At 42.9% G+C, this 26,176-nt stretch carries 20 protein-coding genes; 12 read left to right on the plus strand and 8 right to left on the minus strand.

Features of this window, described 5'->3' with window-relative positions; all coding sequences use genetic code 11:
• Positions 1-299 precede the first annotated feature (299 nt).
• The gene (ssuD, locus tag V7K41_RS10090) at positions 300-1,448 is read right to left on the minus strand and encodes an FMNH2-dependent alkanesulfonate monooxygenase (RefSeq protein ID WP_334847701.1); all 1,149 of its coding nucleotides are present in this window, start codon (positions 1,446-1,448) and stop codon (positions 300-302) included.
• Between the two features lie 188 nt (positions 1,449-1,636).
• Here ssuD and V7K41_RS10095 point away from each other — a divergent pair, with 188 nt between their 5' ends.
• From V7K41_RS10095 to V7K41_RS10105, 3 genes are all read left to right on the plus strand, one after another.
• Entirely contained in the window at positions 1,637-1,786 is a 150-nt protein-coding gene (locus V7K41_RS10095) for a hypothetical protein (protein WP_334847703.1), read from the plus strand.
• A gap of 355 nt (positions 1,787-2,141) precedes the next feature.
• On the plus strand, positions 2,142-2,849 hold the full coding sequence (locus tag V7K41_RS10100; RefSeq protein WP_334847705.1) for a TVP38/TMEM64 family protein: 708 nt from the start codon (positions 2,142-2,144) through the stop codon (positions 2,847-2,849).
• A gap of 111 nt (positions 2,850-2,960) precedes the next feature.
• Positions 2,961-3,968: a glycosyltransferase family 2 protein gene (locus V7K41_RS10105; RefSeq protein WP_334847707.1), complete on the plus strand. Its 1,008-nt coding sequence runs from the start codon at positions 2,961-2,963 to the stop codon at positions 3,966-3,968.
• A 167-nt stretch (positions 3,969-4,135) separates the two neighbouring features.
• Here V7K41_RS10105 and V7K41_RS10110 read toward each other — a convergent pair whose 3' ends face one another.
• Positions 4,136-4,318, minus strand: a complete 183-nt coding sequence (locus V7K41_RS10110; protein ID WP_334847709.1) for a hypothetical protein — start codon at positions 4,316-4,318, stop codon at positions 4,136-4,138.
• 556 nt (positions 4,319-4,874) lie between these two features.
• On the opposite strand from V7K41_RS10110, the gene V7K41_RS10115 reads away from it, so the two are divergent.
• The 6 genes from V7K41_RS10115 to V7K41_RS10140 all read left to right on the plus strand — a co-directional run bounded on the left by V7K41_RS10115 (position 4,875) and on the right by V7K41_RS10140 (position 11,515).
• Positions 4,875-6,689, plus strand: a complete 1,815-nt coding sequence (locus V7K41_RS10115; protein WP_334847711.1) for an iron uptake porin — start codon at positions 4,875-4,877, stop codon at positions 6,687-6,689.
• Between the two features lie 521 nt (positions 6,690-7,210).
• The gene (locus V7K41_RS10120; protein ID WP_334847712.1) at positions 7,211-8,842 is read left to right on the plus strand and encodes an FAD-binding protein; all 1,632 of its coding nucleotides are present in this window, start codon (positions 7,211-7,213) and stop codon (positions 8,840-8,842) included.
• 10 nt (positions 8,843-8,852) lie between these two features.
• Positions 8,853-9,182: a ferredoxin family protein gene (locus V7K41_RS10125; protein ID WP_334847714.1), complete on the plus strand. Its 330-nt coding sequence runs from the start codon at positions 8,853-8,855 to the stop codon at positions 9,180-9,182.
• Positions 9,183-9,204: 22 nt separating this feature from the next.
• Positions 9,205-9,444: a hypothetical protein gene (locus tag V7K41_RS10130; RefSeq protein WP_334847716.1), complete on the plus strand. Its 240-nt coding sequence runs from the start codon at positions 9,205-9,207 to the stop codon at positions 9,442-9,444.
• Between the two features lie 267 nt (positions 9,445-9,711).
• The gene (locus V7K41_RS10135) at positions 9,712-10,914 is read left to right on the plus strand and encodes an acyl-CoA dehydrogenase family protein (RefSeq protein WP_334847718.1); all 1,203 of its coding nucleotides are present in this window, start codon (positions 9,712-9,714) and stop codon (positions 10,912-10,914) included.
• Positions 10,915-11,275: 361 nt separating this feature from the next.
• A complete protein-coding gene (locus V7K41_RS10140; RefSeq protein WP_334847720.1) occupies positions 11,276-11,515 on the plus strand; it encodes a hypothetical protein in 240 nt (79 codons plus the stop codon).
• A gap of 277 nt (positions 11,516-11,792) precedes the next feature.
• On the opposite strand, the gene V7K41_RS10145 is transcribed toward V7K41_RS10140, so the two are convergent.
• Together V7K41_RS10145 and V7K41_RS10150 are read right to left on the minus strand one after the other, a co-directional pair.
• The gene (locus V7K41_RS10145; RefSeq protein ID WP_334847722.1) at positions 11,793-14,831 is read right to left on the minus strand and encodes a hybrid sensor histidine kinase/response regulator; all 3,039 of its coding nucleotides are present in this window, start codon (positions 14,829-14,831) and stop codon (positions 11,793-11,795) included.
• Position 14,832: 1 nt separating this feature from the next.
• Positions 14,833-15,060 carry a helix-turn-helix domain-containing protein gene (locus tag V7K41_RS10150; RefSeq protein WP_334847724.1) on the minus strand — a complete coding sequence of 76 codons (228 nt, stop codon included), beginning with the start codon at positions 15,058-15,060 and terminating at the stop codon, positions 14,833-14,835.
• Positions 15,061-15,333: 273 nt separating this feature from the next.
• Between V7K41_RS10150 and V7K41_RS10155 the strand changes: the two genes are divergently transcribed.
• Both V7K41_RS10155 and V7K41_RS10160 read left to right on the plus strand, forming a co-directional pair.
• A complete protein-coding gene (locus V7K41_RS10155; protein WP_334847726.1) occupies positions 15,334-15,618 on the plus strand; it encodes a hypothetical protein in 285 nt (94 codons plus the stop codon).
• A 190-nt stretch (positions 15,619-15,808) separates the two neighbouring features.
• A complete protein-coding gene (locus tag V7K41_RS10160) occupies positions 15,809-18,007 on the plus strand; it encodes a CHASE2 domain-containing protein (RefSeq protein ID WP_334847727.1) in 2,199 nt (732 codons plus the stop codon).
• 258 nt (positions 18,008-18,265) lie between these two features.
• Here the strand turns inward: V7K41_RS10160 and V7K41_RS10165 are convergent, their stop codons facing one another.
• Positions 18,266-19,894, minus strand: a complete 1,629-nt coding sequence (locus V7K41_RS10165) for an NB-ARC domain-containing protein (RefSeq protein WP_334847729.1) — start codon at positions 19,892-19,894, stop codon at positions 18,266-18,268.
• Positions 19,895-20,092: 198 nt separating this feature from the next.
• Between V7K41_RS10165 and V7K41_RS10170 the strand changes: the two genes are divergently transcribed.
• Complete coding sequence (locus tag V7K41_RS10170) at positions 20,093-20,650, plus strand: calcium-binding protein (RefSeq protein ID WP_334847731.1); 558 nt, start codon at positions 20,093-20,095, stop codon at positions 20,648-20,650.
• Positions 20,651-21,513: 863 nt separating this feature from the next.
• Here the strand turns inward: V7K41_RS10170 and V7K41_RS10175 are convergent.
• From V7K41_RS10175 to V7K41_RS10185, 3 genes are all read right to left on the minus strand, one after another.
• Complete coding sequence (locus tag V7K41_RS10175) at positions 21,514-22,497, minus strand: RNA polymerase sigma factor, RpoD/SigA family (protein WP_334847733.1); 984 nt, start codon at positions 22,495-22,497, stop codon at positions 21,514-21,516.
• Positions 22,498-23,142: 645 nt separating this feature from the next.
• Positions 23,143-24,873, minus strand: coding sequence for an ATP-binding protein (locus V7K41_RS10180; RefSeq protein WP_334847739.1), 1,731 nt, complete (start codon positions 24,871-24,873; stop codon positions 23,143-23,145).
• A gap of 108 nt (positions 24,874-24,981) precedes the next feature.
• A complete protein-coding gene (locus tag V7K41_RS10185) occupies positions 24,982-25,776 on the minus strand; it encodes a glutathione S-transferase (protein WP_334847735.1) in 795 nt (264 codons plus the stop codon).
• Positions 25,777-26,176: the final 400 nt, after the last annotated feature.

A 26,176-nucleotide genomic window follows, 5' to 3' on the forward strand; every position in this document is an offset into this window, starting at 1 on the left:
TTTAAATTGTTCCAAAGGATGAATCTAGAAGCTTCGTTACAGCAGTTTTCGTTTGGATGAAGTACAAAGTCACTAGTTTTGAGGCAGGAGGCAGGAGGCAGCTATGCTGGAGGGAGAAGAATAATTTAATTTTTGAGTCCTCGGTTTTGTACCTCACGCTTGTTGCAAACTGCTGTAACATAATTCGTAATTTGCTCTTTAATTACGAACTACGTTAGCCTAGCGGTAGCGAGTCCGCGTACTCTTGCAGAGAAGCAAGCTACGCATAGCGTCTCGTAAAGAACGTCATTACGAATTAGTCATGAAGCACTTGTGAGTTGTTTCGCAAATTTTTCATTGGCAACGATTTCGCCAACAGAACTCAAAACTGGTGACGTTAAAGGTGCAGGTTCGCTCTGCAAAGGTAGGCGTGGAAATAATAATTCAGCGGTGCGATAAGCTTCTTCTAGATGGGGATATCCAGAGAAAACGAATGTTTCTATGCCTAAATTGCGATATTCCAGCATCCTCGCGGCAACGGTGTCGGGATCTCCAACTAGAGCCGTACCAGCACCACCCCGCACCAATCCAATTCCTGTCCACAGGTTGGGACTAATCTCTAAGGTTTCTCGACTACCACTATGTAGTTGACTCATGCGCCGCTGTCCTTCAGAATCAGATTGAGTTAAGTCTTTCTGAGCTTTAGCGATCGCATCCTCATCCACATATTTAATTAGCTCATTGGCAGCATCCCAAGCAGCAGACTCGGTTTCTCGCACAATTACATGCAAGCGAATCCCAAAACGGACTGTTCTACCTTGTTCAGCCGCCAGTCGCCTAACTTCGGCAATCTTTTGAGCAACTTGCTGTGGAGGTTCACCCCAAGTCAGGTAAACATCTATATGTTTAGCAGCAACCCGCTTGGCAGCAGCTGATGAACCACCAAACCACAAAGGTGGATAGGGTTTTTGAACTGGTGGGAATAGGAGTTTACCACCTTTAATATCTAGGTAGTTTCCTTTAAAATCGACTGTTTCCCCGCTGACGATACCCCGCCAAACTGTGAGAAATTCGTCGGTTAGATCGTAGCGATCGTCATGATTAAGATGCAAGCCATCCCCAGCCAGTTGCACAGGATCTCCACCTGTGACTACATTAATCAACAATCTTCCTTTAGAAATCCGGTCAAATGTTGCTGCCATTCGTGCAGCAGCACCAGGGGAAGTAATTCCTGGGCGAATTGCTACGAGAAATTTCATCTGCTTGGTAACGGATATGAAAGCGGCGGCAGCGATCCAAGCATCTTCACAAGAGCTCCCTGTGGGTAACAATGCGCCCGTATAGCCTAAACTATCCACAGCTTGGGCAATTTGCTGCAAATAATCAGGTGTGACAATACGAGAGCCAATATCTGTGCCTAAATAGCGTCCGTCATGAGATCCAGTAGGAATAAACCAAAGAATTTGCATCTGTGTCAGGCAGGGTATAAGGATAAATTTCTACGGTAGTTCGACCGAATTGCCGTAGTTTATAGTCAGAATTTTACAGGAAATTATTTAAAACGCCAGTATAGATTAACGATTTATAAAGAATAACTGTTTACAAAATTGACTTTTTCACAGACAGTTCTGACAATCATGACACTTTTGTTGCAACAATGGCTGTCGTGAAGAATACAAGTTTTGTGTCAATTACCCACATTTTTGCGACTTGGAAGTGTTCACTTTCGGTTTCATTGACAGAAGCCTTGCGACCTTATAGTTTCTTAGTCTGTACTGGAAAAAAGGTTGCGATCGCTGATGGCTAAACTCTTTTCAGCATTTTTCAAGGTAAACTAAACCAAATTATGTAAAGAAAGATAAACTAAGCTAGAACCCTCTTCCCTTCTGCCTCCTGCCTTATCCCAAGACCATAACTGAGACGGAAAGTTGGGAGTGGAGTAGTTCAATTACTTGAAAAGCGCTGTAATACATATTTTCTCTAAGATATGGAGTTCGTAGTAAGCACTTTAGTGCTTAGATAAGGGCTAGAGTCACCCATTACGAATTTATCAAAATTAATGTGGCAAAGTACTAGTTTTCAGAACCAAAGTTTTCAAGAATTAATTAAAAGGGAAGTTTAAGAAAGATGGGTTGGGTTACAAAAAAAGTAGGAGTATTCTAGTGTGGAACTTGAAAGCTGGTATCTTGCTACTCACACTGAGTTGCATAATTGCAACTGGTATAGCAGTATATCTGATTGGTGGCATTGAACCAACACAAATCCAAGCATTGCTGAAATCTTCTGGTATCTGGGCACCTATTATTTATATTGCTTTATACGTTGTGGCAACTATGTTAGTTTTGCCCTCAACGGTGCTTAATTTGACTGGAGGTGCGATTTTTGGCCCTTGGCTGGGTACTGTCTGGACTAGTGTTGGAGCTATTATTGCAGCAATAATTGCCTTTGTTTTTACTCGGACTATTGGACGCCAAACAGTTGCAAAACGATTAGCAGGACGCTGGCAAGCTATGGATGCTGAGGTGCGTCGTGGAGGGCTTTTTTATATGTTTGCCATCCGATTAGTACCGATCATGCCCTATGGTTTGGTCAACTTTGTTGCTGGACTGACTTCGATTGGTTTTAAAGATTATGTTCTCGGTACAACACTTGGTACTGTTCCTAGTGTCTTACCTTTTGTATTATTGGGTAGTTCTGGTCTGAAGGCGGTGAATACAGGCGATTTTTTGCCGCTAATACTTGCATTAGGTTTAACTGGAACGCTGATAGCAGGGTCTACCTGGTATCGCCATCGTCTGACTTTTCCCAAAAAAGCTGTAGAAAAGCTTAAAAAATCAGACTCTTCAGATAACATAAAATCCGAAGAATAAATAAATTATGGAAATCTGACTTGAGTCTTGCTAGGTATACTGACAACCAAACCTTTACGATCGCAAGCAGTCTGTTAGCTTGGCTGTTCAAAAATTAAACCATATTTCTAGATGCTACCAAAGTATTCATTCATTGTTCCAATTTATAACGAAGAAGAAATTATTCCAGAACTATACCGCAGACTGAGTGCAGTAATGAATCGGATGGATGGACTTGTCGAATTAATTTTAATCAATGATGGTAGCCGCGATCGCTCCCTACAATTACTGCGAGAGCTTCATCAAAAAGACCCACGCATTTGCTATCTGAGCTTTGCTCGTAACTTTGGTCATCAAATTGCAGTTACTGCTGGTCTGAATTTTGTCCGGGGTCAAGTTATCGTCATCCTTGATGCTGACTTACAAGATCCACCAGAACTAATCCCCGATATGGTTGAAAAATGGCGACAGGGCTATCAGGTCGTCTACGCTCAACGCACTCAACGCCTTAAAGAAGGATGGTTTAAACGTTTTACTGCCTATTTCTTTTATCGCATCCTCAAAAAGCTTGCAGATGTAGAGATTCCTACTGATACTGGTGATTTTTGTCTAATGGATCGGCAGATCGTAGATATTCTCAATTCTATGCCAGAACGTACCCGCTATATTCGTGGTCTGCGTTCTTGGGTTGGCTTTCAGCAAACAGCAATTCGGTTTGAGCGTAACCCCCGCTTTGCTGGGGAAGTTAAATACACTTTTAGGAAATCCTTAGCCCTTGCCATCAATGGTCTAGTGTCCTTTTCAATAGTGCCACTGCGGTTATCAACTTACTTAGGGTTATTAGCAGCGGCGGCGGCCATCTTCATGGCTTTATTAGTTTTGTATTGGCGTCTTTTTGTCCCCCATTCCCCTTTAACCGGGTTTACGATTATTTTGATGGCAATTTTCTTCCTCGGATCTGTGCAGTTAGTCAGTGTTGGCATCTTAGGCGAGTATATAGGGCGCATCTACGAAGAAGTTAAAGCCAGGCCCCTCTATACTTTGGCAGAGGTAGGTGGTTTTGATCGCAAATCCTCTAACTCAACGAGTAATTTTGACAAACTAGATAATTTAGAAGATCCTAAAAAGCCCTGGCTCTAAATCCCCAGCTTGGGAGAGGGATTTTAAAATTGGTTTCCCTTCTCCCAATTTTGGGAGAAGGGGTTGGGGGATGTAGGAAGATCCCACAGGGTAAGCGAATTTTGCATTTGTATAAGAGGTCTATTCGTTTTTACCGACTGATATCAAGTCCGGTTAATCACTTATGATTACCGCATCTGTGCAAAAATCCCAAAAGCCTCTTTCCCCCTGCTCCCTGCCCCCTGCGGTCTAAATGATAAGTCTTTACCCGGACATGATATGACTATTTCCGGCGTTCGCAGTTGCTGGAATTGACTTAGCCAAGAATTTTCACATATTTTCGCCTCATGGAAAAGTACTAGGTCTTGCATTGTACCAAGCTCTATGCAAAGATAATTTTACAAAAATACGGTAAACCGATAGAGCTATCGTATTAAAATAACAATTGATGCTGTCAAAATATAGTTGATTACAAAATAGTGTTTTCAATTAATGTTAATTGGCAAATAATCACTTGCATCAAAATCAAGCTTTAGTGAATGTCAGTAGCCATTGATAAACTTTGTACAGCATAACCAAAAAAAACGGCATTAGGATGTCTCAGAAGTATCAGTTTACATAGCGTGTGGTTGACTTTCCATTAAAAGATAGAAGTCTTTACTAAGGCAGTGGCTGTCTCATTCAAGACGTTTATAAGATTCTTTCAAGCGTTAGAACTCTAGTTTTCTGCAAATTTTGGATTGTACATTCAACGACTTAGTACTGAATTCGATATTTATTAGAAGCTTGTGATTTTATCAGCAGCAAAACCTTTGTTAAATCTGTGTTTTAATCGTTTAAAAAATATTAAAGCGAGGATGTTTAATGGTTTTTCTGTTTAATTAAAAGCTAATTTATTCATCTTCAAGGTTGAGGAGTTAAGGAGTCATGTCGAATTTTCGCTGGAATTATAGATCCATAGTGTTCCTGGTTTTGTTGCTAGATATTCTAGCTATCCTGGTTTTTTATCCAGCCAAAAGTCAGGCTGAACTACCTAAATCTGATGTATCTCCGACTGAAGTAGAACAAAACAAAGCTCCAGAAGCAGTTGTCAATCAAACAGTAGACACTTCAATTGCACCAGTTACTCGTAAAAAAGCTCCAAACGAGCTCCGAGATCGAGTGACACCTGTCTCACAATTGTTGCAAGTTGCACCGCCAGCTAATAAAAAAGCTCCAAATAATGCAGCAGGACAAGTGACATCCGTCTCGCAACTATCAGATATTAAGCCGACAGATTGGGCATTTCAAGCATTACAGTCTCTAGTTGAGCGCTACGGTGTAATTGCAGGATATACAGATGGTACATTTAAAGGCGATCGCTCCTTAACGCGCTATGAATTTGCAGCTGGGTTGAATGCAGCTTTAGATCGCCTCAATGAACTAATAGCGACTTCGACAACAGATTTAGTCAAACGCGAAGACTTGGATACCATCAAAAAACTACAAGAACAATTTTCTCCAGAACTCGCCCAACTTCGGGGACGTGTAGATAGCTTGGAAGCACGATCTGCGAAGTTAGAATCAACTCAGTTTACGACCACAACCAAACTTATAGGTCGATCTCAGATTGTTTTAGGCGAAGTTCTGGCGGGTAATAATGTCGTCACTAAGAGACCAGTACCTCACAATGCCACACTTCAAGGCTCAACTTCTTTACGGTTAAACACCAGTTTTAACGGTAAAGATTCACTAAATATAACAATAGGAGCTGGAAATATTGAATCACTGGGACAAACAAGAGCTGGATTATTGGGAACTTATGAGGGGAGAACTGCTGATAACTCCAGTATTACTTTTGCACGCAATACTATTATTCTTAGTGGTGTTCGCTATCGGTTTCTACCTTTTCCAAATACCCAAGTCAACATTTATCCCTTGTCTGACGGAGCTAGTGAGATAGGTCTTTCTGGTCCGATTAACCCATATTTTGAATCGTCTTCTGTGACTGGTGCTAATGGGATTTCACGATTTTCACGGCGGTCTTTGGTCTATAACTATGGAGATACCGGCCCCGGAATTGCCATACTCCAGGGATTAGGCAAACAGGTTCAATTCGGGATAGCGTACAGCGCACCAAATGGTGGTAATCCCACAACTAATAACGGCTTATTTACAGGCAGATATTTAGCTTTAGCACAGTTAATATACTACTCCGGTAATAGGAATTTTCGGGTAGCTGCAACTTACGTCAATACCTATAGCCCACCAAGGACACTAGGTTTTAGTGGGACAAATTTCGGTCCAGCAGTCGGGAGTAACTTGGTAAACAGCACCGTGGATGGAGTAGCAACTCTAGGCAACCTTTATGGTCTACAGGCGTTCTATCAAGTTAATTCCAAGTTGGCAATCAATGCGTGGGTAAGTTATGGGGTACACCGCTATTTAGGACGCGGAGATGGCGAAGCTATGGATTGGGCCGTAGGACTGGCATTCCCGGATCTTTTTAGTGAAGGTGCTCTAGGGGGGGTTTTAGTTGGTATGGAACCAAAACTCATCAGTCTTAGTAAGAATGTAGATCTGGGAGAAGGTCCAGGACAAGCGGACAAAGATACTTCCCTGCACGTTGAGGCATTCTACCAATATAAAATCGGAGATCATATTGAGGTGACGCCGGGTTTGATCTGGATTACTGCACCGAACTCAGATTCCAGCAATCCTGATAGTTTATTTGCTTGGGTTCGTACTGTCTTTAGGTTTTAACCTTTAACACTCCCCGGACTGAATTAAACTTCGCTTACATTTGTTTAATTAAAAGTCCGGGGATTCTTGAGTCTTAAGGGAGCGATCGCCCTTAACCCACAAAGAGACACGTTAGCAAGACAAAGCCCAATCCAATTTCGCGTCTCTACTATCCAGACAAAACCGTTTAGAAAAATTTATTAAAATACTGCAAATTTATCGAAATTTAGTATCTTATGAACAAAAATTGTACTGACCACAAAAGACGATAAAAAGCAAGTTATTGAGAAAAATAACACCGTTGATTTTACATAAATTTACGTTTGAAGTTGTTTGGTAAAATGCTTGCTTTTTGTCGAAAACTGTGAAAGACTTTCTATTATGCTTTAACTACGGTTTGTCGATAAAGATAAAGTATTTTAATTAGGATCGAGCTAGTGAGAACCTGTATTAAGGGATCGCAATTTCTAGATTTTTATCTTGCAGCATCGATGGGGCAAAGACTTGATGCTTAAGACTTTATCGATGGGGGAAAATGGTAGATGCTGAAGACGTTAACAACCGATTTTGAACTCGACTTAGAAGCAGATGTGCTTGTAATTGGAGGTGGGCCAGCTGGAACTTGGGCGGCATGGAGTGCTGCATCAAGTGGAGCTAGGGCAATCCTTGTAGATAAAGGGTATTGCGGCACAACTGGATGCGCTGCTGCATCTGGTAATGGTGTGTGGTATGTGCCGCCCGATCCAGAAGCACGGGAAACAGCAAAGGCCAGTCGGGAATCGTTGGGTGGGTTTTTAGCCGATCGCAATTGGATGGATCGAGTACTGAATCAGACCTATATCAACGTTAATCAGTTAGCAGAGTGGGGTTATCCCTTCCCTACCGACGATGAAGGTAAACCCTATCGGCGATCGCTGCAAGGGCCGGAGTATATGCGGCTGATGCGACGGCAAATTCAACGTGCTGGAGTCAAGATTTTAGACAACAGCCCCGCCTTAGAATTACTGGTAGATGACGATGGTGCTGTTGCTGGTGCAACAGGTGTGAACCGTCAGACTGGTGAGAAATGGATAGTGCGTAGACGCGAAGCGGCTTGTCGCCAGACATCGCAGTCCACAATTATCGCAACAGGTGGCTGTGCATTTCTCAGCAAAGCGTTAGGATGCAACGTCCTGACAGGAAATGGTTATCTGATGGCGGCAGAAGCAGGAGCCGAGATGTCGGGTATGGAATTTTCTAATGCTTACGGCATCTCTCCCGCCTTTTCTTCAGTCACCAAAACCCTGTTTTATAATTGGGCAACTTTTACCTACGAAGACGGTACTGTGATTCCGGGAGCAAGTTCTCATAGACGGTCAGTAATTGCCCAGACATTACTGCAACAGCCAGTTTACGCCATCATAGACAAAGCGGCAGAATCGATGCGGGCATCTATGCGTTTAGCACAGCCCAACTTCTTTTTACCCTTTGACCGTGCAGGTATCGATCCATTTACTCAACGTTTCCCTGTCACCTTGCGCCTAGAAGGAACTGTGCGCGGTACGGGGGGAATTCGGATTGTAGATGAGAGTTGTGCCAGTTCTGTGCGGGGACTTTACGCGGCTGGAGATGCCGCCACACGCGAACTAATTTGTGGCGGATTTACTGGCGGTGGTAGTCATAATGCAGCTTGGGCAATATCTTCTGGCTATTGGTCGGGGAAATCGGCTGTAGAATACACCCGCAGTTTGGGGGAATACAAAACTCAATGCTATGTTAAGGGAGTTGGAGAGGTAGGGTTACAGAGTGGAAGCGATCGCTCCTTAGCAACTGATGAAGTAATTCAGGCAGTCCAAGCCGAAGTATTCCCTTACGAAAAGAACTATTTCCGCACAGAACAAGGCTTAACCGAGTCTTTGGGTAGGTTAAATCGTCTTTGGCAAGAACTTCGCAGTAGCCAGGTAACATCAGAGAAAGAGCTTCCCAGGGCGCGAGAAGCTGCGGCAATGGTAGCCACAGCACGATGGATGTACAGCAGTGCTATTGAACGTAAAGAAACTCGTGGTATGCACAAACATTTAGACTATCCAGAAGTTGATGCTAACCAGCAACATCACCTGATTGGTGGCGGATTAGATCGAGTCTGGGTAAAGAGTCAGCCTTTACAGAGTACAAAAAGTCACAATCCAAAATAGGAGCGTTAATGTGATTGAGTTGGTCAGCGAGTCGCGGTGCATAAAATGTAATATCTGCGTGAACATTTGTCCAACCAACGTGTTTGACAGAGTACCCGATGCACCGCCAACCATTGCCCGCCAGAGTGACTGCCAAACCTGTTATATGTGCGAATTGTATTGTCCAGTTGATGCTCTTTATGTAGCACCAGAAAGCGATGTGACGGCTTCAGTCAACGAGGCAGAATTGGCAGAAGTTGGGCTACTGGGTAGTTATCGGGAAAAAATCGGTTGGGGACATAAACGCACTTCAACAGCCAAAACGGATCAAACATTCCAAATTTTGAAGCAGATGAAATAGTGCGGCAAAGAAAATAGTCATCATGCTGTTGTTAACAGTAGGAACAGGTTCTATCAGTAAAAATAAATTTACTTCCAGATTATCAACTTCAGTGGCTTGTGTCTTACTGCTACTAACTACAGGATGTAGCCAAGTCCAAACTAAATCTGCTCAATCCATCCATCCTTTGGAGTTGTACACCAGTCTTAATCAAGACTTCTTCAAAGGTACAGGTGTTGAGAAAGCCGCAAACGAATATCTGTCATTAGTCATTAGTCATTAGTCATTAGTCATTGGTCATTGGTCATTTGCAAAGGATAAAGGACTAATGACTAATGACAATTTTTTACAACGTTCCATGTTCCATTTCCTCTGTTCATTTGTAGGGTGGGCAAAATCCACCCTGCATTTCTCCTAAATTCTGCGTTTAATAGCGAATTATCCAAGTATGTCTGGTTTCACTTTCACAAAGCAACACATTAGAAACTGGTTGTATTCATAAGCATTTTTCTGTATTTGTCTAATTACGAATTATAAGGACGGTTTGATTATGGTGCTAGATATTACAAAACCAAAAGATTACATTGACCTAGCAGCTTCTCTATCCAAGGAACTTGCCCAATTCGCAGTTGAACGGGATGCCAAAGCCGGAGTTCCAGAAGAGGAAATTAATAGACTGCGTGAAACTGGCTTGCTACCACTAATTGTACCTAAGCAATATGGTGGCATTGGCGCAACTTGGATTGATGCCTTAAAAATTGTCAGAAAGCTATCAAAAGCAGATGGTTCAATTGGCCAGTTGTATGGTAATCATCTCAATTTGACGGCTTTGGGTCACGTTTCCGGCACTCTAGCCCAAAAGGAAAAATATTATAGAGAAACTGCTAAAAATAACTTATTTTGGGCAAATGCCATCAATACAAAGGATACTAGGCTGAAAATTAATCTAGAAGGTGAGAACTTTCGGGTTAATGGTGTTAAAAGCTTTGGTACAGGTATTTCTATTGCAGATTATCGGGTATTCTCCGCTTTGGAAGATGGCGTAGAATTGCCCTTCATATTCATAATTCCCAAAGAAAGGAAAGGGTTAGTTTCCAATCAAGATTGGGACAACGTTGGGCAACGTCGCACTGATAGCAGTAGTTATACATTTAATAATGTCCTAGTAGAAAAAGATGAGATTTTGGGGCCACCAAATCCTCCTGGTAGTGCCTTCTCAACTTTTCTTGGTATTATTGCCCAGCTAACAAAAACCAACGTTTATCTAGGAATTACTAAAGGAGCCTTCGCCGCCGCTCGTGAGTACACTAAAACTACTACTAAACCGTGGATTAGATCAGGAGTAGATAGTGCTACTCAAGACCCATATATTCTGCATCATTACGGAGACTTTTGGATTGAAATTCAAGCTGCGATCGCTCTAGCCGACCAAGCAGCCGAAAAGGTGCAAGCAGCATGGGACAAGGATGTAGACCTCACTTATCAAGAAAGGGGAGAAGTTGCGATGCCTGCGGCGAGCTTCGCTAACGCAGTTTCCGCAGCCAAAGCATTAGCGACCCGTGTAGGTATAGATATTACCAACCGCATCTTTGAAGTTACGGAAACCCGCGCCACTGCAACCAAATATGGATTTGAGCGTTACTGGCGAGATTTGCGAACCTTTACCCTGCACGATCCTGTGGACTACAAATTGCGAGCGATCGGGGATTGGGTACTCAACGATCAGCTACCTGTTATCACGCAATATTCTTAGAGCATTGGTTATTTTTCTCTCCACCTTAAGAGCCTTCCATCGATTTATTACTAAAAACCTTCCTTTTTGGGCAAATCTTTAGGGAAAGAAAACCGTTTTTAGTTGGTTTAGGAGCAATTAATCGTGTATTAGACTTTTGCATTGCTACTCATAACTTTACATTCCAAATCACCGTAAATCCGTCAGCATATCCTTGCCATTGCAGCAAGGCATTCGCTTCTGACTCAATCTTTCCTCTTGTTGCATACGGTTAGCACCTGCTCAGTTATCGACCTTACTGAGAGCATACGAGAGGTTACTTGGTTCCGAATAACCATTGTTAGAACCTTTAGAATGATGCTATCCACCGGGTTTATTGGGAGTGCTTGCTGATCAAAGCGGGGAATTGTCAGCCCCCTTGTCCTTTGCCTTTTGGCTCCAGCGCATTAAGCCTTATTTCGCTGGTTATTTATCACGATGGTTCAAGTGCATCATTGCCGAACAGCAGCGCGTTGCTGATTTTTATTTTGATGGAAAAGTCATCTCGCGTAAGATAGATATTAAACAAGGGATTCTTCCCGATCTAGTATATAAAGCGATCGTTTCTGAGACTATCAAGTAACGGTAAACAGGTAGAGGTAGGTTTATTCAGCTATTAACTTGGCTAGCTATTACACTGTAGCGGAAGTTTGCCTAACTTTAACAAGGGGCTTAACAAGTTGCTCAACTAACTTGTTAAGCCTATTGTCTGGTTAAGTAAAAACCCAGGAAGGAACAAGCGATCGCAAATCTTTTTACAGATATGATTTGGGATTGACAATTAGTTTTAACTAAAATGTTCCAGTGATGAAAATCACACCTCAACGTATCAAGTAACGGTGAACAGGTAGTAGGCAGGTTTATTCAGCGATTAAGTTGGCGATCGCATTTACTAACTCGCTTGGCTCTACTGGTTTGGCAATATGCTTGTTAAATCCGGCTTTTAGTACCTGTTGGGCATTAATTTCTCCAGCATAGGCCGTAAGTGCGATCGCTCGAATTTGCCCCCCCTGCTCTGGTGGCAGTGTTCTCAACTGTCGCACGAACATACATCCATCCACGTCTGGCATCCCAATATCGCTTAAAAGTATATCTGGCAAGGACTGGGCTAAAGTCGCTATAGCTTCATTGGCTGATGTTACTGCTGTCACATTTGCCCCATATTGCTCTAGTAAGAAGACAATAAATTCTCGCGTATCTGTATCATCATCCACTACTAAAATTTTCACACCATTCAAATTTGAGGATGGCTCTGAGTCGTTAGTGTCTTGTTTAATCTCTAATTGATTTTGGATTAACGGTAGTCTTACAGTAAAAGTTGCCCCCCGATCTTCGCCCTCACTTTCTACCTGGACTGTCCCGCCATGCAGTTCGACTAAGTGACGGACGATCGCTAATCCTAACCCCAATCCACCAAATTTTCTGGTGGTGCTGCTGTTCTCTTGGCGAAAATATTCAAACACGTAAGGCAGAAAATTGGGGTCGATGCCTTTCCCTGTGTCGCTGACTTGAATGATTGCTGAGTTGGAATTTGACTTAGAACATGAAAATAGTCGAATATCAACCCGTCCGCCCTCTGGTGTAAACTTAACTGCATTTGAGAGCAGGTTCCAAACGATTTGCTGCAATCGGTTGGAGTCTCCTAAAACTTGTCCCAAATTGGGTTCCAGGCTAATGTGCATCTCAATTGATTTAGCTTCTGCCGATAGCCGCACTGTCTCCATTGCTGCCGAACTCACAGATGCCAGATCGACTGGGTAGATATTCAAGCTGATTTTACCTTGTAAAATCCGGGAGATATCCAGTAAATCTTCAATCAATTGAGCCTGTAACTTCGCATTTCGCTCAATAGTCTTTAGTGCTTGAGGAATTGCCTTTTGATCGAGTTTTTTGGTTTGGAGTAGCTTTGACCAACCTAAAATTGGGTTGAGTGGCGATCGCAATTCATGAGAAAGTACTGCCAGAAACTCGTCTTTTATCCGGTTAGCGTTTTCTGCTGCCTTCCGGGCAATTTGCTCTGCCTCGTATAGGCGGGCACGTTCCATCGCTTGAGCGCACTGCTGTGCTAGTGACAGCATAAAGGCTCGATCGTCTTGATTAAAATTCTGAATTTCGCTAAAAGCTAGAGACATTCCACCTATGGCTCGTCCCTCAACGATCAATGGAATCGAAATCCAAGCGCCGTAGTCGGACTTTGCGTATTCCTGAGCCAGATTTGAGTAACGAGCCGCCCTTGTTGTGGTTGACTCTTGCCAAATAGGTTGCTCAGTTCTTACTGCTTCTGCCAGTGGCGCGGGTGCATTAATCGAGAATCGATGCGATGAATCGACTATTTCTTGTTGATCGCCAACAGTTCGGATAATTTCTAATTCAGTGCCGCTTTTAGTCAGTAGTGCTACAAAAACGGAACTAGCTCCCAAAGCTGCCATACTTTGCTCTACGATTACTTCAGCGACTTGTGTTGGAGTTAGAGATTCTGAAAGTGCAGCGGTAATCGCTTGCAGACGGGTGGTACGAGATGCTGCGTGTAAGGTCGCCTGTTGAGATTGTTGTGCTTCTCTGTAGAGTCGGGCATTATCAACTGCGATCGCCGCCCGACCAGCCAACTCCTCGGCTAACATTAGGCTTTTGGTGTCGTAGCGACGACCTGAAGAAGATACCAAAGTCATAACTCCCAGCACTCGTCCCCGAAGGATTAGCGGTACACTCATACCAGATGTCGGATTTAATTCTTGCAATATTTTCAAGTGACTGGCGTTGTGGGTTGCCCCTTGGATCTGTCGATCGGAAATCAAATGAATAATTTGTGATTTGCCTGTCCGTATTACCTCAGCAACACCTTTTGTTTGTGCCAAATCAGGGGGATAATTTTGTAACTGTTCTATCAATTCTTGTTTCCCTGGATTGGCATGAGCTGCTGCAACCCGACGGACTAATTGATTGTCATAAATAATATCAACTAAGCACCAATCAGCGATTTCCGGCACAGCCAAACGCGCTAAACCTGCTAAGGTTGTCTCGTAGTCCAATGATGCAGCCAAAATCCCAGTAGCCTCAGCTAGAAAACGCTGCTCTTCTTCCACCTGCTTGCGCTTAGTAATATTTCGCGAAGACGCCTGCATCTCTAAAATTTCTTGAGTTTGGCGATCGCGAATCGCTCGAACAGTTGTTTCTAACCAGATATAATGTCCATCTTGGTGACGCGCACGGTGAGTAATTGTATAAATATCTGGTAAATCGCCCTTGACTGGGTAATTTCTCGCAATCTCTACCAAATCGTCAGGGTGAACTAACTCATGGCTAGGATGACCGACTAATTCTTCTGGTTGATATCCCAGCACTGTGTAGCAAGCTGGTGAAACGTAGAGAATAATTCCATCTACTCTATGGCGGGAAATAATATCAGTTGAATTCTCAGCTAGCAGCCGAAAACGCGCCTCACTCTCACGTAGTTTGGCCTCAGCCTGCTTGCGTTCGGTAATATCGACGCACATTCCTACCCATTCGCGGATTTCGCCTGTTTCGTCGAGTATGGGCACACCGCGTATATTCATATAACGGTATTCGCCGTCATGCCGCAGAACCCGATACTCAGCAACTGCAACACTGCGTGTAGGAAATGCCTGTTTCCAAATTTTCGCTATCGAGGCACGATCTTCTGGGTGCAGTGCTTCAACCCAACCCCATCCTTTATATTGTTCGGGACTTTGCCCTGTGAACGCCTGCCAAGTTGGAATATCATCAACAACGTTGCCCCAAGGTGCTGCCCTCCAGACAATTGATGCGCTTGCCTCTGCCAGTGAACGGTAACGTGCTTCACTATCGCGCAGCGCAGCTTGCTGTTCGCTCAAATATTGCTGCAAATCAATAACCTCTTGAGCTTTCAGGTTCTCACTCATTTTAAAAGTATTTGGCTAAAAGCGACCCATCGGGTTCTCTTGTCTGCCGTAGTAGTTCTTTAATTTGTTTCATCGCCAGTGGTAAAGGTTGTGTCCGTCTATTTTTCCATCGATTTATGGTCTGGAGGGGAACCCCTAATATCGTTGCCAGTTTTACCTGTGTAAATTTAAGGCGCTGCCGAGTCTCACGAACCAACTGTGCAATCTTTGGCTGTTCGATTGCTGGCATAAGCTAAATATATTTTGATTTTTCTAATGCAATATAGCAGATGCTATAGCTCTAACTGCACCCATCTAAGGTTATAGAGGTTGTCAAGAAGAGGCAGGGAAGCAGTGGGGAAGAAGATCGCCTACAAGGGGCGGGGCTTTACCGAAAATCACTTTTATCCTCTGCCCCTGTGCCCCTCTGCTTTCTTGTAAGTTGATGATTATGTATTACATCAACTATCATGCAAGCTATTTAAGCTAGTAATAGAATTGTTTCAATTCAGGGGATAAGAATATGAAGGTTTGGCTTGCCTGCTTTTTGGTGCTGTTTGCGTTAGCGGAACTGTTTGACTGGTTGCAAGAATTTAATCTGCCATTACCTATCTATATTTTGGGTGGCGCTTTTTTAGCTGTTGCTTCTAACTATGATAAGATAGTTGGCTCCTATTTTGCTGATTCAAGCATTGAAGCATCGCTTGAACAGCCCCAGTTAGATTCACTAACCCCATCTAGTAATCCGATTTCTTTTCCAATTGCCAGTCCTGTTGAAGATGTTCAAACATCTCAAACAGATGATTAGCGCTTGTCTTATTCTCTAGTTGATGCTGCGCGTAAGCTTGCTTTCAAAGTAGGAATATGCCAAAGTCTCTAACTAGCAAGTAAATTGCTACATTAATAGAAGCTCAGGTTAACTAGCTTTTAACCTAGATTCCGAAAATTAACTTCTGCGTCTGCAACATCTACCCAATTCAGGCTACCGCCCCAACGCCGTGATTAGTAGACTATTAGAAAAACTCCGTGTCCCTTTTGTCAAAGTTCAGGATTACCGTGAAACTTCTAAGAGCAAAAGCTGGCTGCAAGTTATTTTTGTTACCAGTATAGGAGTCACCGCCTTTATCTGGGGAGTTCGGGAACTTCGATGGTTACAGCCTTGGGAGTTAAGAGTTTATGACCAGATGTTGCGATCGCAAAAAGCAGAAGCACCCGATCGGCGGATTTTGCTAGTAAAAATTACTGATAAGGATCTCAAACGAGAGAAATGGCCCATATCAGATCGAACAATCAATCAGCTATTAAAGAAAATAGAGTCTTATCAACCGCGAATTGTTGGCTTATATCTTTTCCGACCAGAAGACAATAATTTGGCGACTAATCTCCAAAATAAAGATAATATTGTCACTACCTGTTTGTTCAGCAGCTTGGGTAGAGATGAAATTCCCCCACCGCCAAATGTCCCTATAGATAATGTTGGGTTTAGCGATGTGGTTGCTGACAATGAAAACGACCAAATTCTCCGCCGTACTTTATTATTTGCTAACTCTACAGACAAGAAATGTACAACATCATTTGCATTTGGTGCATTAATTGCAATTGATTATCTGGAAAAACAAGGTATTGAATATGATTTCACTAAAAAAGGAGATTTTCTGTTAGGTAAAACCCGATTTTTGCGTTTACAACCTAATTCCGGTGGCTACCAACATTTGGAGGCAGATGGCTATCAAATATTATTAAATTACCGTTACCCCAACAGCCTCGCCGACCAAGTAACCCTCACAGATGTTCTTAGCGGTCGAGTCAACCCCAGTTTATTCAAAGACCGTCTGGTAATTATTGGCACTACGGCAGCTAATCTCCCCCCAGGTGGCTTTTATACGCCCTACAGCGCTTTACCAGATCAACCAGCCAGAATGCCTGCTCTGTTTATTCATGCACAGATAGCAAGTCAACTCATCAGCACAGTGTTGGATGGGCGACCTTTGATTTGGTATTGGCCCGACTGGGTGGAACTTATTTGGATATGGGGCTGGTCGCTATTAGGTGGTGTTTTAGCATGGCGCTGGCAAAATCCACTGCTTTTGCTAGTGGTAGTAGGGATGACTTTACTTGGCTTAGTAGTAATCTGCATTGCTTTGTTTCTGCAAGCCGGATGGGTACCATTAATCCCTTCTGGTCTTGCTTTAGTTATTAGTAGTATTTGTGTAATTATTTATACTAGTTACCAAAATCAACGGCAAACTCAGGTGATTATTCTGCAAGTTGAAAAACAACAAGAAGCGATCGCCCAATTAAATGTACTCTTAGAAGATAAAACAGCACTTCCCGACTCGTCTGTTGACTTTCTTCCCCCAATTGATTCACCAGAAATAAAATCAGATGATTTGCTTTTGAGTGGACGCTACAAAATCTTTCAAACTCTCGGTGCTGGTGGATTTGGTCGGACTTATTTAGCACAAGATACTCAACGACCGGGTAATCCTACTTGTGTCGTTAAAAAGTTAATGCCAGCTCGTCAAGATACACGATTTTTGCAAGTGGCTCGCAGGTTGTTTCATAGTGAAGCTGAAATTTTAGAAACTTTGGGTAAACATCATCAGATTCCCGAACTATTTGCTTATTTTGAAGATAACCAAGAATTCTATTTAATTCAACAATATATCGAGGGACATACCCTAAGCGAAGAATTACCACCTGGACAAAATGTGCAAAACGAATCATTTGTGATGGAAATGCTCAAACAAGTTTTAGAAGTTCTAGAATTTGTTCACCAGCATCGAGTGATTCATCGCGATCTCAAACCGACTAATATTATTAGATGCGCTCGAGATAATCGGCTGGTATTGATTGACTTTGGTGCTGTCAAATTGATGCAACCGCCGAGTAGTGAGCAAACAGAATTAGCCACAGTAGCCATCGGGACGCGGGGTTATGCACCTCCAGAACAATTTGCCGGTCATCCCCGTTTATGCAGTGACATTTATGCTTTAGGAATGATTGCGATTCAAGCCATAACTGGGATACCACCGCAGGAACTCCACCCAGATCCAGAAACGGGGAATGTGATGTGGCGACAAACAGCGCCAGTCAGCGAAGAATTAGCGGCAATTTTAGATAAAATGGTTTGCTATCATTTTAGCGATCGCTATCAATCAGCCACCGCAGTTTTACAAGATTTAAAACGTTTTTAAACTAATTGAACTAGGAATTGGAGACAGGGACATATACAGCAGTTTTCATTTGCATGAGGTACAGAGTAAATGGTTTTGAGGCAGGAAGCAGGAGGCAGGGGGCAGGAGGGAAAAGAAGAATTTCTATATTTAATTCTCCAGTTGTGTACCTCATTTATTTGCAAACTGCTGTATCAATCTACTTCTAGCACTCCTAAAGTTTTTAAAGTTACTACCTCTGCTTCAGTCAACCCTGTCACCCTAGTAATAATCATACCTTCATAAGTGCGGGCTGGTCTCAACGTTTGTTGACAATCTGGACTGCACCGCAACTGCCCAAACATGGTTTGAGTCTGCCTTGTTCTTGCACCCTCTTATCTCCTTATCCCATTCCCCATGCCTAAAAACTTCATCCCCTTGTGGATGGGGTTTTTCATTTTGGAGCTTTCTAACTAGTCTGCCAAGTTTATCCTCAAGCCGATCGGCAGAGCCAAGGGTTATTCGTAGTTGATTTAGGATAGGTCTTACAATCAGATGAATTTGACTATTGTGGATGTAGTCTTTTGCGTGGGCTTGCATCGAAGCATAAGTCAGCAGATATTGCGGTGATTCTGTTACGATTTCCTCGCAGACTTGCTCAATCAAGCACTTTGTCACATATTCCATCACTACAGGTTGCTGTGTGAATCCTCCAGTATTGCTTTCTATCAAGCTACGCCAGCGTAAAGATTCGAGGACTGACATTAACTTAGGCTTAGGCAATATTAGTGTGAAAGCTGTTTGCAATTCTGTCGAGGAAAGCTTGCCCCGATTAATTGCCAGCCAATACATCACTAGCTGCTCAGACGTGGAGAGTCTTTTGAATTGTTGTTCTAGAAGATTGCCAATGCCCTGAAATACGGTTGTGCCTTCGGCAAAGAAGCAGGCGATGTTACCTTCATGTAAGTCCCGAATGGAAGTGGCGGCAATTTTCAAAGCTAGGGGATTACCACCGTAACACTCAACCAGTTGGCGGGTTTCGTCCTCGGAGCCTGATAGCCCTTTGAGTTTCAGAATTGTTTGCCCAGCTGCGACTTCTAATCCTGATAAAGCAAGGGTACGGACTGGCAAACCATCACCTTCCAAGGCAGCGACTTCAGTCGGTTTTTCCCGACTGGTAAGCAGGACACAGCTTTGATGCCCAGTTTCTCCTAATCGCCACAGAAGTTCGCCGTAGGGTTCGTAGCCCTCACGGTAACAGCCTGTCCCTTTACCTTGCTGCAATAATGTGTCGAAATTATCCAGAATCAGCAAACATCGATATTTGCGGAGATAATCGATTAAACAAGTAATTTGCTCATGGGGGGAAGCAGGCAATATGGTAACTTGTTGATGAGAAAGGATTTTGATGCACTCCGTCACCTTGTCGTGAAAAAAAGGTGCGTGTCGGAGCGATCGCCAAATCACATATTCAAATTCTCCCTGCAATTGTTCTGCTAACTTCACCGAGAGCGCGGTTTTGCCCATACCACCCATACCTAATAGTGTGACTAGACGAGCGCGATCTCTCACAATCCATTGGCTGAGGGTTTCTAATTCTGTAGTACGTCCATAGAACTGGGAAACGTCGATTGCTTCCCCCCAATTTGTATAGTTCGTAAAGGGTTGAAAGTGTTGTCGCTGTGCGGTTCTCTTCAGCACTCCTTGCAGGTTGTTTTTGGTAACTTTTTCGCCCAAAGCTTGAGAGAGCGATCGCCATAATTCTGAGCCAACGTCTTTGATGTGACCGGGGTCATAAGTGACTGCTCGCGCCATTTCTAGATAAGTTTTCCCTTCCCAAGCGTAGCGAAATACAATCTCTTGCGCTTTCGTTAAGCATCCTCGTTCCAATAATTGCTCGACTATTGCGATCGCTTCTTCAACCGTCATTTATTTCGGTAGTAATACAGGCTCACTACAATCTTCACACTATTAACTTGATTTTTTGTCAAAAGTTTACGTAAATCTACGAAAAAGAACCCGACTTTTTCCCGACCTTTTCCGACCGACAAACTTGATACTAGCCCTTTAGAATTTATCTAAGATCACAGCGATCGACAATGTAACCAAATTATTGAAGGCAAAGACATGGCTTATTACTATTACGGCACAAGTGGAAATGATTATCTAAACTACACGGGTTCAGACAGTGTTTTTGCTTATGCTTATGAGGGAAATGATACCATCTATGGCAATACTAACGACGATTACCTCTATGGATATAGTGGCGATGACTACCTAAATGGTTGGACAGGTAACGACGTCTTATATGGAGACTCTGGTAGTGACACCTTATATGGCGGAGGTGGTAGCGATACTTTATACGGTTCTAACTCAACTGCCTACAACAGTTATGAATATGATGTCTTAAATGGTGGCGATGGCTACGATAGGTTTATTTTAGGTACATCCTATGATGGAAACTATTATCAGGGAGGTGGCTACGCTACGATACAAGACTACAATCCTGCGAATGACTATATCCAATTGAAAGGAAGTGCAAGTTCTTTTTATCTTGGTACTGCAGATTATGAGGGAACTAGTGACCTTGATACACTCATATATCAGAATGATGGTGACTTGTTAGGAGTAGTTCAAGATCGGACTGATATACAGTTAACCAGCTATTATTTTAGCTTTGTCTAGTCCTACTACAGAAACCTAACCTTCCTAACCCCCATTCCCTAGTAAGGAATGGGGGTTTCAAATTCAAAGCCTTTTGACCTTTAAACTGTTGAAGAAGAATTCAGCTATTCTGAATTCAGGAGTCAGAATTAATTAGTTGGGGATTCAGACCCGCCACTAATTATAGACTGCGCTTATTGAAAATTTAGCTCTTGTCTTACAGCAGTTTTCATGTATTTGAACCACATCTGTCGTAAGGGCACAGCATTGCTCATACGTGTCAACTTCAGCCGAAAACTATATCAGACAGGCGTTTTGTAAATCCCTCACGCCCTCATCCCCTAACCCCTTCTCCCTTGGGAGAAGGCAGGGTAGTTTCATACGAAAAAAGAAAAATACATAAGTCTTGATTTCTCGTGAAAGTGGCATGGCTTTTTCCCTCACTTCCATTCCTCTCCCCACGGGGGGAGAGGCTTTGAAACCCAGTTTTAATTTTTCTTTGCTTGTATGAAACCACCCTGCTTCTCCCTTGGGAGAAGGGGAATTGAATGTCTAGCTCCCCTCTCTCTTGGGAGAGGGGCTGGGGGTGAGGGCAAAATGTTTTCACCAAGCGGGTTTAGCGTTAAGTTGACACCAATGAGCATTGCTGTGCCCCTACCGCGTGGTCTATTTACCTGAAAATAGCTGTAAACCTACTTATTCATCTGCCAGTCGTACAGAATTCATACTGAATTCTGACTTCTGAATTCTATTTAGATAAAAAATTTGCCTACGGGGAAGCAAGCACACATTTTTCTGGTTTTCAGCATAAAAAAATCGCCCCCTGAATTCAGAAGGCGCATCACCAAGGTGGTGTAGAGACGCGAAAATCCGCGTCTCTTGTTTTAGCTAGCAACGTATTCTTTGACATTGGCACGACGGCGACGCAGATGAGCCAAAGCTTGATGCTCTAACTGACGAACGCGTTCGCGGCTGAGATTCAATCTCTCACCCACTTTTGCCAATGACATTTCATTACCATCTTCTAAACCAAAGCGTAAAGCTACAACTTCTCGCTGTTGCGGGGTTAGTTCTGCTAGCAGGTTGTTCAAGTCCTGGCGTAAGAATTCCTGGTTGGTGTAATACTCTGGCGATGGCCCATCATCTTCGAGCATTTCTTGCAACTCAGTATCTTGGTTCTCACCAACTCGCACATCCAAAGACACTGGTTGACGAGCCATATTCAGATACTCGCGAATCTGAGTCGGTTCTAGTTCCAGTTCTTTGGCAATTTCAGCCGGAGTCGGCGATCGCCCCAAGGTTTGAGCCAACTCGCGCTGCACTTTTTTGATTTTGTTCAGTTTCTCGGTAATATGGATTGGTAAGCGAATAGTACGACCTTGTTGAGCGATCGCACGAGTAATTGCTTGGCGAATCCACCAGTAAGCGTAAGTTGAGAACTTGTAACCCCTCATTGGGTCAAATTTCTCCACACCCCGCTCTAATCCTAGCGTTCCCTCCTGGATTAAATCCAGAAACTCCATATTTCGCTTTTGGTATTTTTTGGCAATAGCGACGACCAAGCGCAAATTCGCTTCGATCATTTTTTGTTTTGCCCGCTTACCTTGCGCCACCGTTTGTTGCACATCGGTTTCCGATTGTTGAACGTAGTCAGCCCACTCTGACATATCTGGTTCCCGTTGCAACTTCTTGGCCAAAACTTCCTTGGCATCAATGAGCGTCATCATTTGTTGCACTTGCTTCCCAAAAACAATTTCTTGTTCGCGGGTTAGCAGTGGTACACGACCAATTTCTCGCAGATAGGTTCGCACCATATCAGCCGTGAATTTGGTGTTAAGGTTTTCTGTTTGGGTATTGACAGTAGGCATTGGTGCGATGTCCTCTACTTCGTAAAGATAATGTATGTTTTATTACTAAAATGGATGGGAAAAGTAGTACATCTATCTCGAAATCTTGGGAGCGACCAAAAACAATTAATTGATACAGCCGTTGTTAAGACGGTAAGCTCCCAATGATAGGTTCCCCTACCTTCCCTAAATTTTCAATCTTTTATAAGCACGCTGGTTATTTGTGAGAATCCTTCTCTTAGACAGTTACTGACACCGATTGGCAAAATCGAAGTCGGTATGAGTTCTACTTAACTTATGATACGATAAATCAGGCAAATAGTAAACTATCTTAAGATAAAACCTATCATTATAATTTAAAAGCAGCCGTTATATAAAAAAATTTTAAAGTCCCTTAAATTACTTACTACATCTATAGTGACGCCAAAAACCCCTCTTCTGTTGCCAAAACTAGCGGGATAACCGAACTTAATTTGCTGTGATAATGGAGGGATGTCACGAATTGGTCATTGGTCATTGGTCATTGGTCATTAGTCATTAGTCATTTGTACTGAGCATAGTCGTTGGCACAGCGTCTCCTAGAAAAGTATTGGTCATTTGCAAAGGACATAGACGCGCTAGCGGCTTCCCGCAGGGTAGGACAACTGACAAATGACAAATGACAATCTAAAATCCAAGGTCAGCTTTGGCTAGTTCCGCAGCAGCGAATACTTCTGCGTCAGGTTTTTCTTCCCAGGCTGGTTCACCAATTTCGGCATAAAAAGTTGCGTCGTAAGGACGGGTACGGACTACTACGGGCATAGGAACGGCATGACCCAATATTAAAGCTTGTTGCTTCGAGTCTAGCTTTGCCAACACCGATCGCAGTCCACTACCACCAGATACCCCTGTAAAAATCGCGTCAATATCTTTTTCATCATTCAGCAAAGCGGTAATGCGAGTCCCAATTTGCGACATAACTTCATTATCTATGCCTGATGGACGTTGATCGACTACCAAAAGTGTGACAAAATATTTTCGCAGTTCGCGGGCAATAGTCCCAAAGATAGTACTTTGTACAACTGCCGGGTCAAGGAAACGGTGCGCCTCTTCAATGGTAATCATCAATGGGGTTGGGCGATCGCTTGGATTTTTGCTTTGCAGGAATTTGTCTGCTTTTTTGACGTAATGCTCGTGGATACGTCGGGTGATCATATTCGTCACCAACATATAAGAGAGCATATTAGACTGGGAACCAAATTCTATCACAACATTCTTCCCAGATTCCAGGCATTGCACAATTTTACTAATGTAATTCTGGGGACAAACTGCTCGCATATACTTCAAGCTATCCATCCGCAAGAGTTTGCGCTGCAATGCCATAATCGAGCCTTTATGTCCGCGCTTCTCGTCGCAGAACATCTCGATTTCTTCGTTAGTCATATTCAGCAACTGGACAATCCAAGACTTGCCAAATTCGCTATACAGAATATTGGCGTTATCTAAGGCTGCGTCAGAGAGTCCTAAATCTCGGCTACATAACTTAATATCTTCAACTTCTATTTGCTCGTAGCTCAAATAAAGTTCTTGAGCATCACGCACGCCCCGGCGCTTTGTTGATTCCGGGTCGAGGGTGTAGACTTCCACTTTACTAGGAAAAAGTTGCTTTAATCCTTTAACGGTATTGACATTTTTACCTTCTGCGACGGCTTCCCAGCCATACTCAGAGTGCATATCAAAAATCAAGTTTACTGCCGCATTTTTACGGATAACGCCAGCTAAAAGTAGCCGCGTTAGAAAAGATTTACCAGTACCAGATTTCCCAAATACCCCATTACTCCGTTCCACGAAGCGATTCAAATCGATACAAACCGGCACATCCATATCCAATGGTTTACCGATAGAAAAGTTGCGCCTTTGGGGGTCATCTTCCCAACCAAAGACTCGGCGAAAATCGTCAACACTTGCTTCGTAAACTTGACTAAAGTGGCTAGGAATAGTTTTAACCGGCAACAATTCCATCGTCGTGCTGGTTTGTGGCACAAATGAAGCCAAACCCGTCACCGATGGGAGGAAAGGATTTGCTGATTTGCCATTTGTTGGAGAGAAAGATTCTTCAGTTTCGGGAGTGAACATCAACATCGGCGCGAGGTTGATAGTACCGTAAGTGCCACTTCCGGCTAAAACATCTCGTAAAAAAGTGTCTTCCCAATTGGGGGGATTAGCAATAATTCGCGCATTAGCAGCTCCCAATGCTACATCTGTCAGCATACAAAAAAAACGCGATCGCATCCCTTGCACAACAAGAAATTTACCCACCCGCATATCTTCCACAGAAATGTCAGGATGCAATCGTACTTCTAAACCTTCAGTTAGAGAACCTTGAATGACCGAACCTAATGGCTGTGCCGAATTCATCTGATTAGTCATTTGTCATTTGTCATTTGTCATTGGTCATTGGTCATTGGTCATTTGTTTTTCTTCTCATCCCCTATGCCCCATGCCCAATTTCCCATGCCCTATTATCTAATCAATCTGAATCGAAGTTGGCGCACTTCCTGTTGGTGGAGTGGTACTAATTAACGGTATGCGGAATTGGGCGTAAAGGCGATCGCGCCAGGTGAAGAATGGTTCATAATCTATATTCTCGGCAAAGATTGGCAATCCTTTACCTCTGATAGAAGCTGGTAAATCCAGATAGGGGCCAGAAGGAAACTTGAGTAATATCGATAAACCAGCCACTGCTAAGTCAGCTAAAGTTGGCTCATCTCCTGTTAAATAGGGACTATCTGCCAATAATAACGTCAAGGCTTCCAAGTCTTGTTTTAGAGATGCGATCGCTGACTTTATCACATCTGGGCTGTAACCGACGCCAAAACCCAACACTGTCAGTAAGTCACTAGGAACTCCTTGAACCAGACTTTTAAATATATCTGGTGTTGAGGTGGGTAATAAAGACTTACGGAAATTTTGATCTTGACTTATGGCAGCAAATAGTGCTTTGCGACCTTTAATGCCTATGGACTCATCCGCCCATTCTTCTATTAATAAAGTTAAACCCCGTTGTTTAGGATCTTGCGGGATTATCGGGCGATCGGGATACTCTAAGTCTAAATACTTAGCTATCTCCGTAGAATCCGCAATATATTTATTACGATCCTTTAATACTGGCACTTGTTTTTGACCAGTCAACCGGAACAGTTCTACCTGTCCAATCCCAGGCGTCACCTCTATTTTACGGTAATTTAGTCCTTTAAAATCTAAAATTAGGCGCACTTTCTCTGAGTATTGAGAGAGTTCCCATTGGTATAATTCCAGCATATTTTGTATATCTTGTAACTGGTCAACTTCTTAACTTTCCAATTGTATCTTTAGTTTAAGTAAATTTTATTGATATTAGTTGGTTAATTGTCTATCTTATTGACATTAGAGTTTAACTGATGTCTGATTTTTGGCAAAATTATCGATTTTAAAAAATATTGCTTTCTGATTGATTAAAATATCGAATAACTAAGTAATTTAATTCAGCATATATATAAATATAAACCTAACTCCTTATTCGTGGGTCTTCAACAGTGACTTCAATTTCTGTCACCGTTAGCCTACGTTAAAATATTTCGGTAATTAATAGACCTCTTGCAGAATAATTTTATGGTAAGGTAGGAGGTTTTGACATAAATTTGTTGCGCCAATGCGATACGAACAAACTTTGCGACTGTCC

The sequence above is a fragment of the Nostoc sp. genome, from assembly GCF_036917415.1.
Taxonomy (GTDB): domain Bacteria; phylum Cyanobacteriota; class Cyanobacteriia; order Cyanobacteriales; family Nostocaceae; genus Nostoc.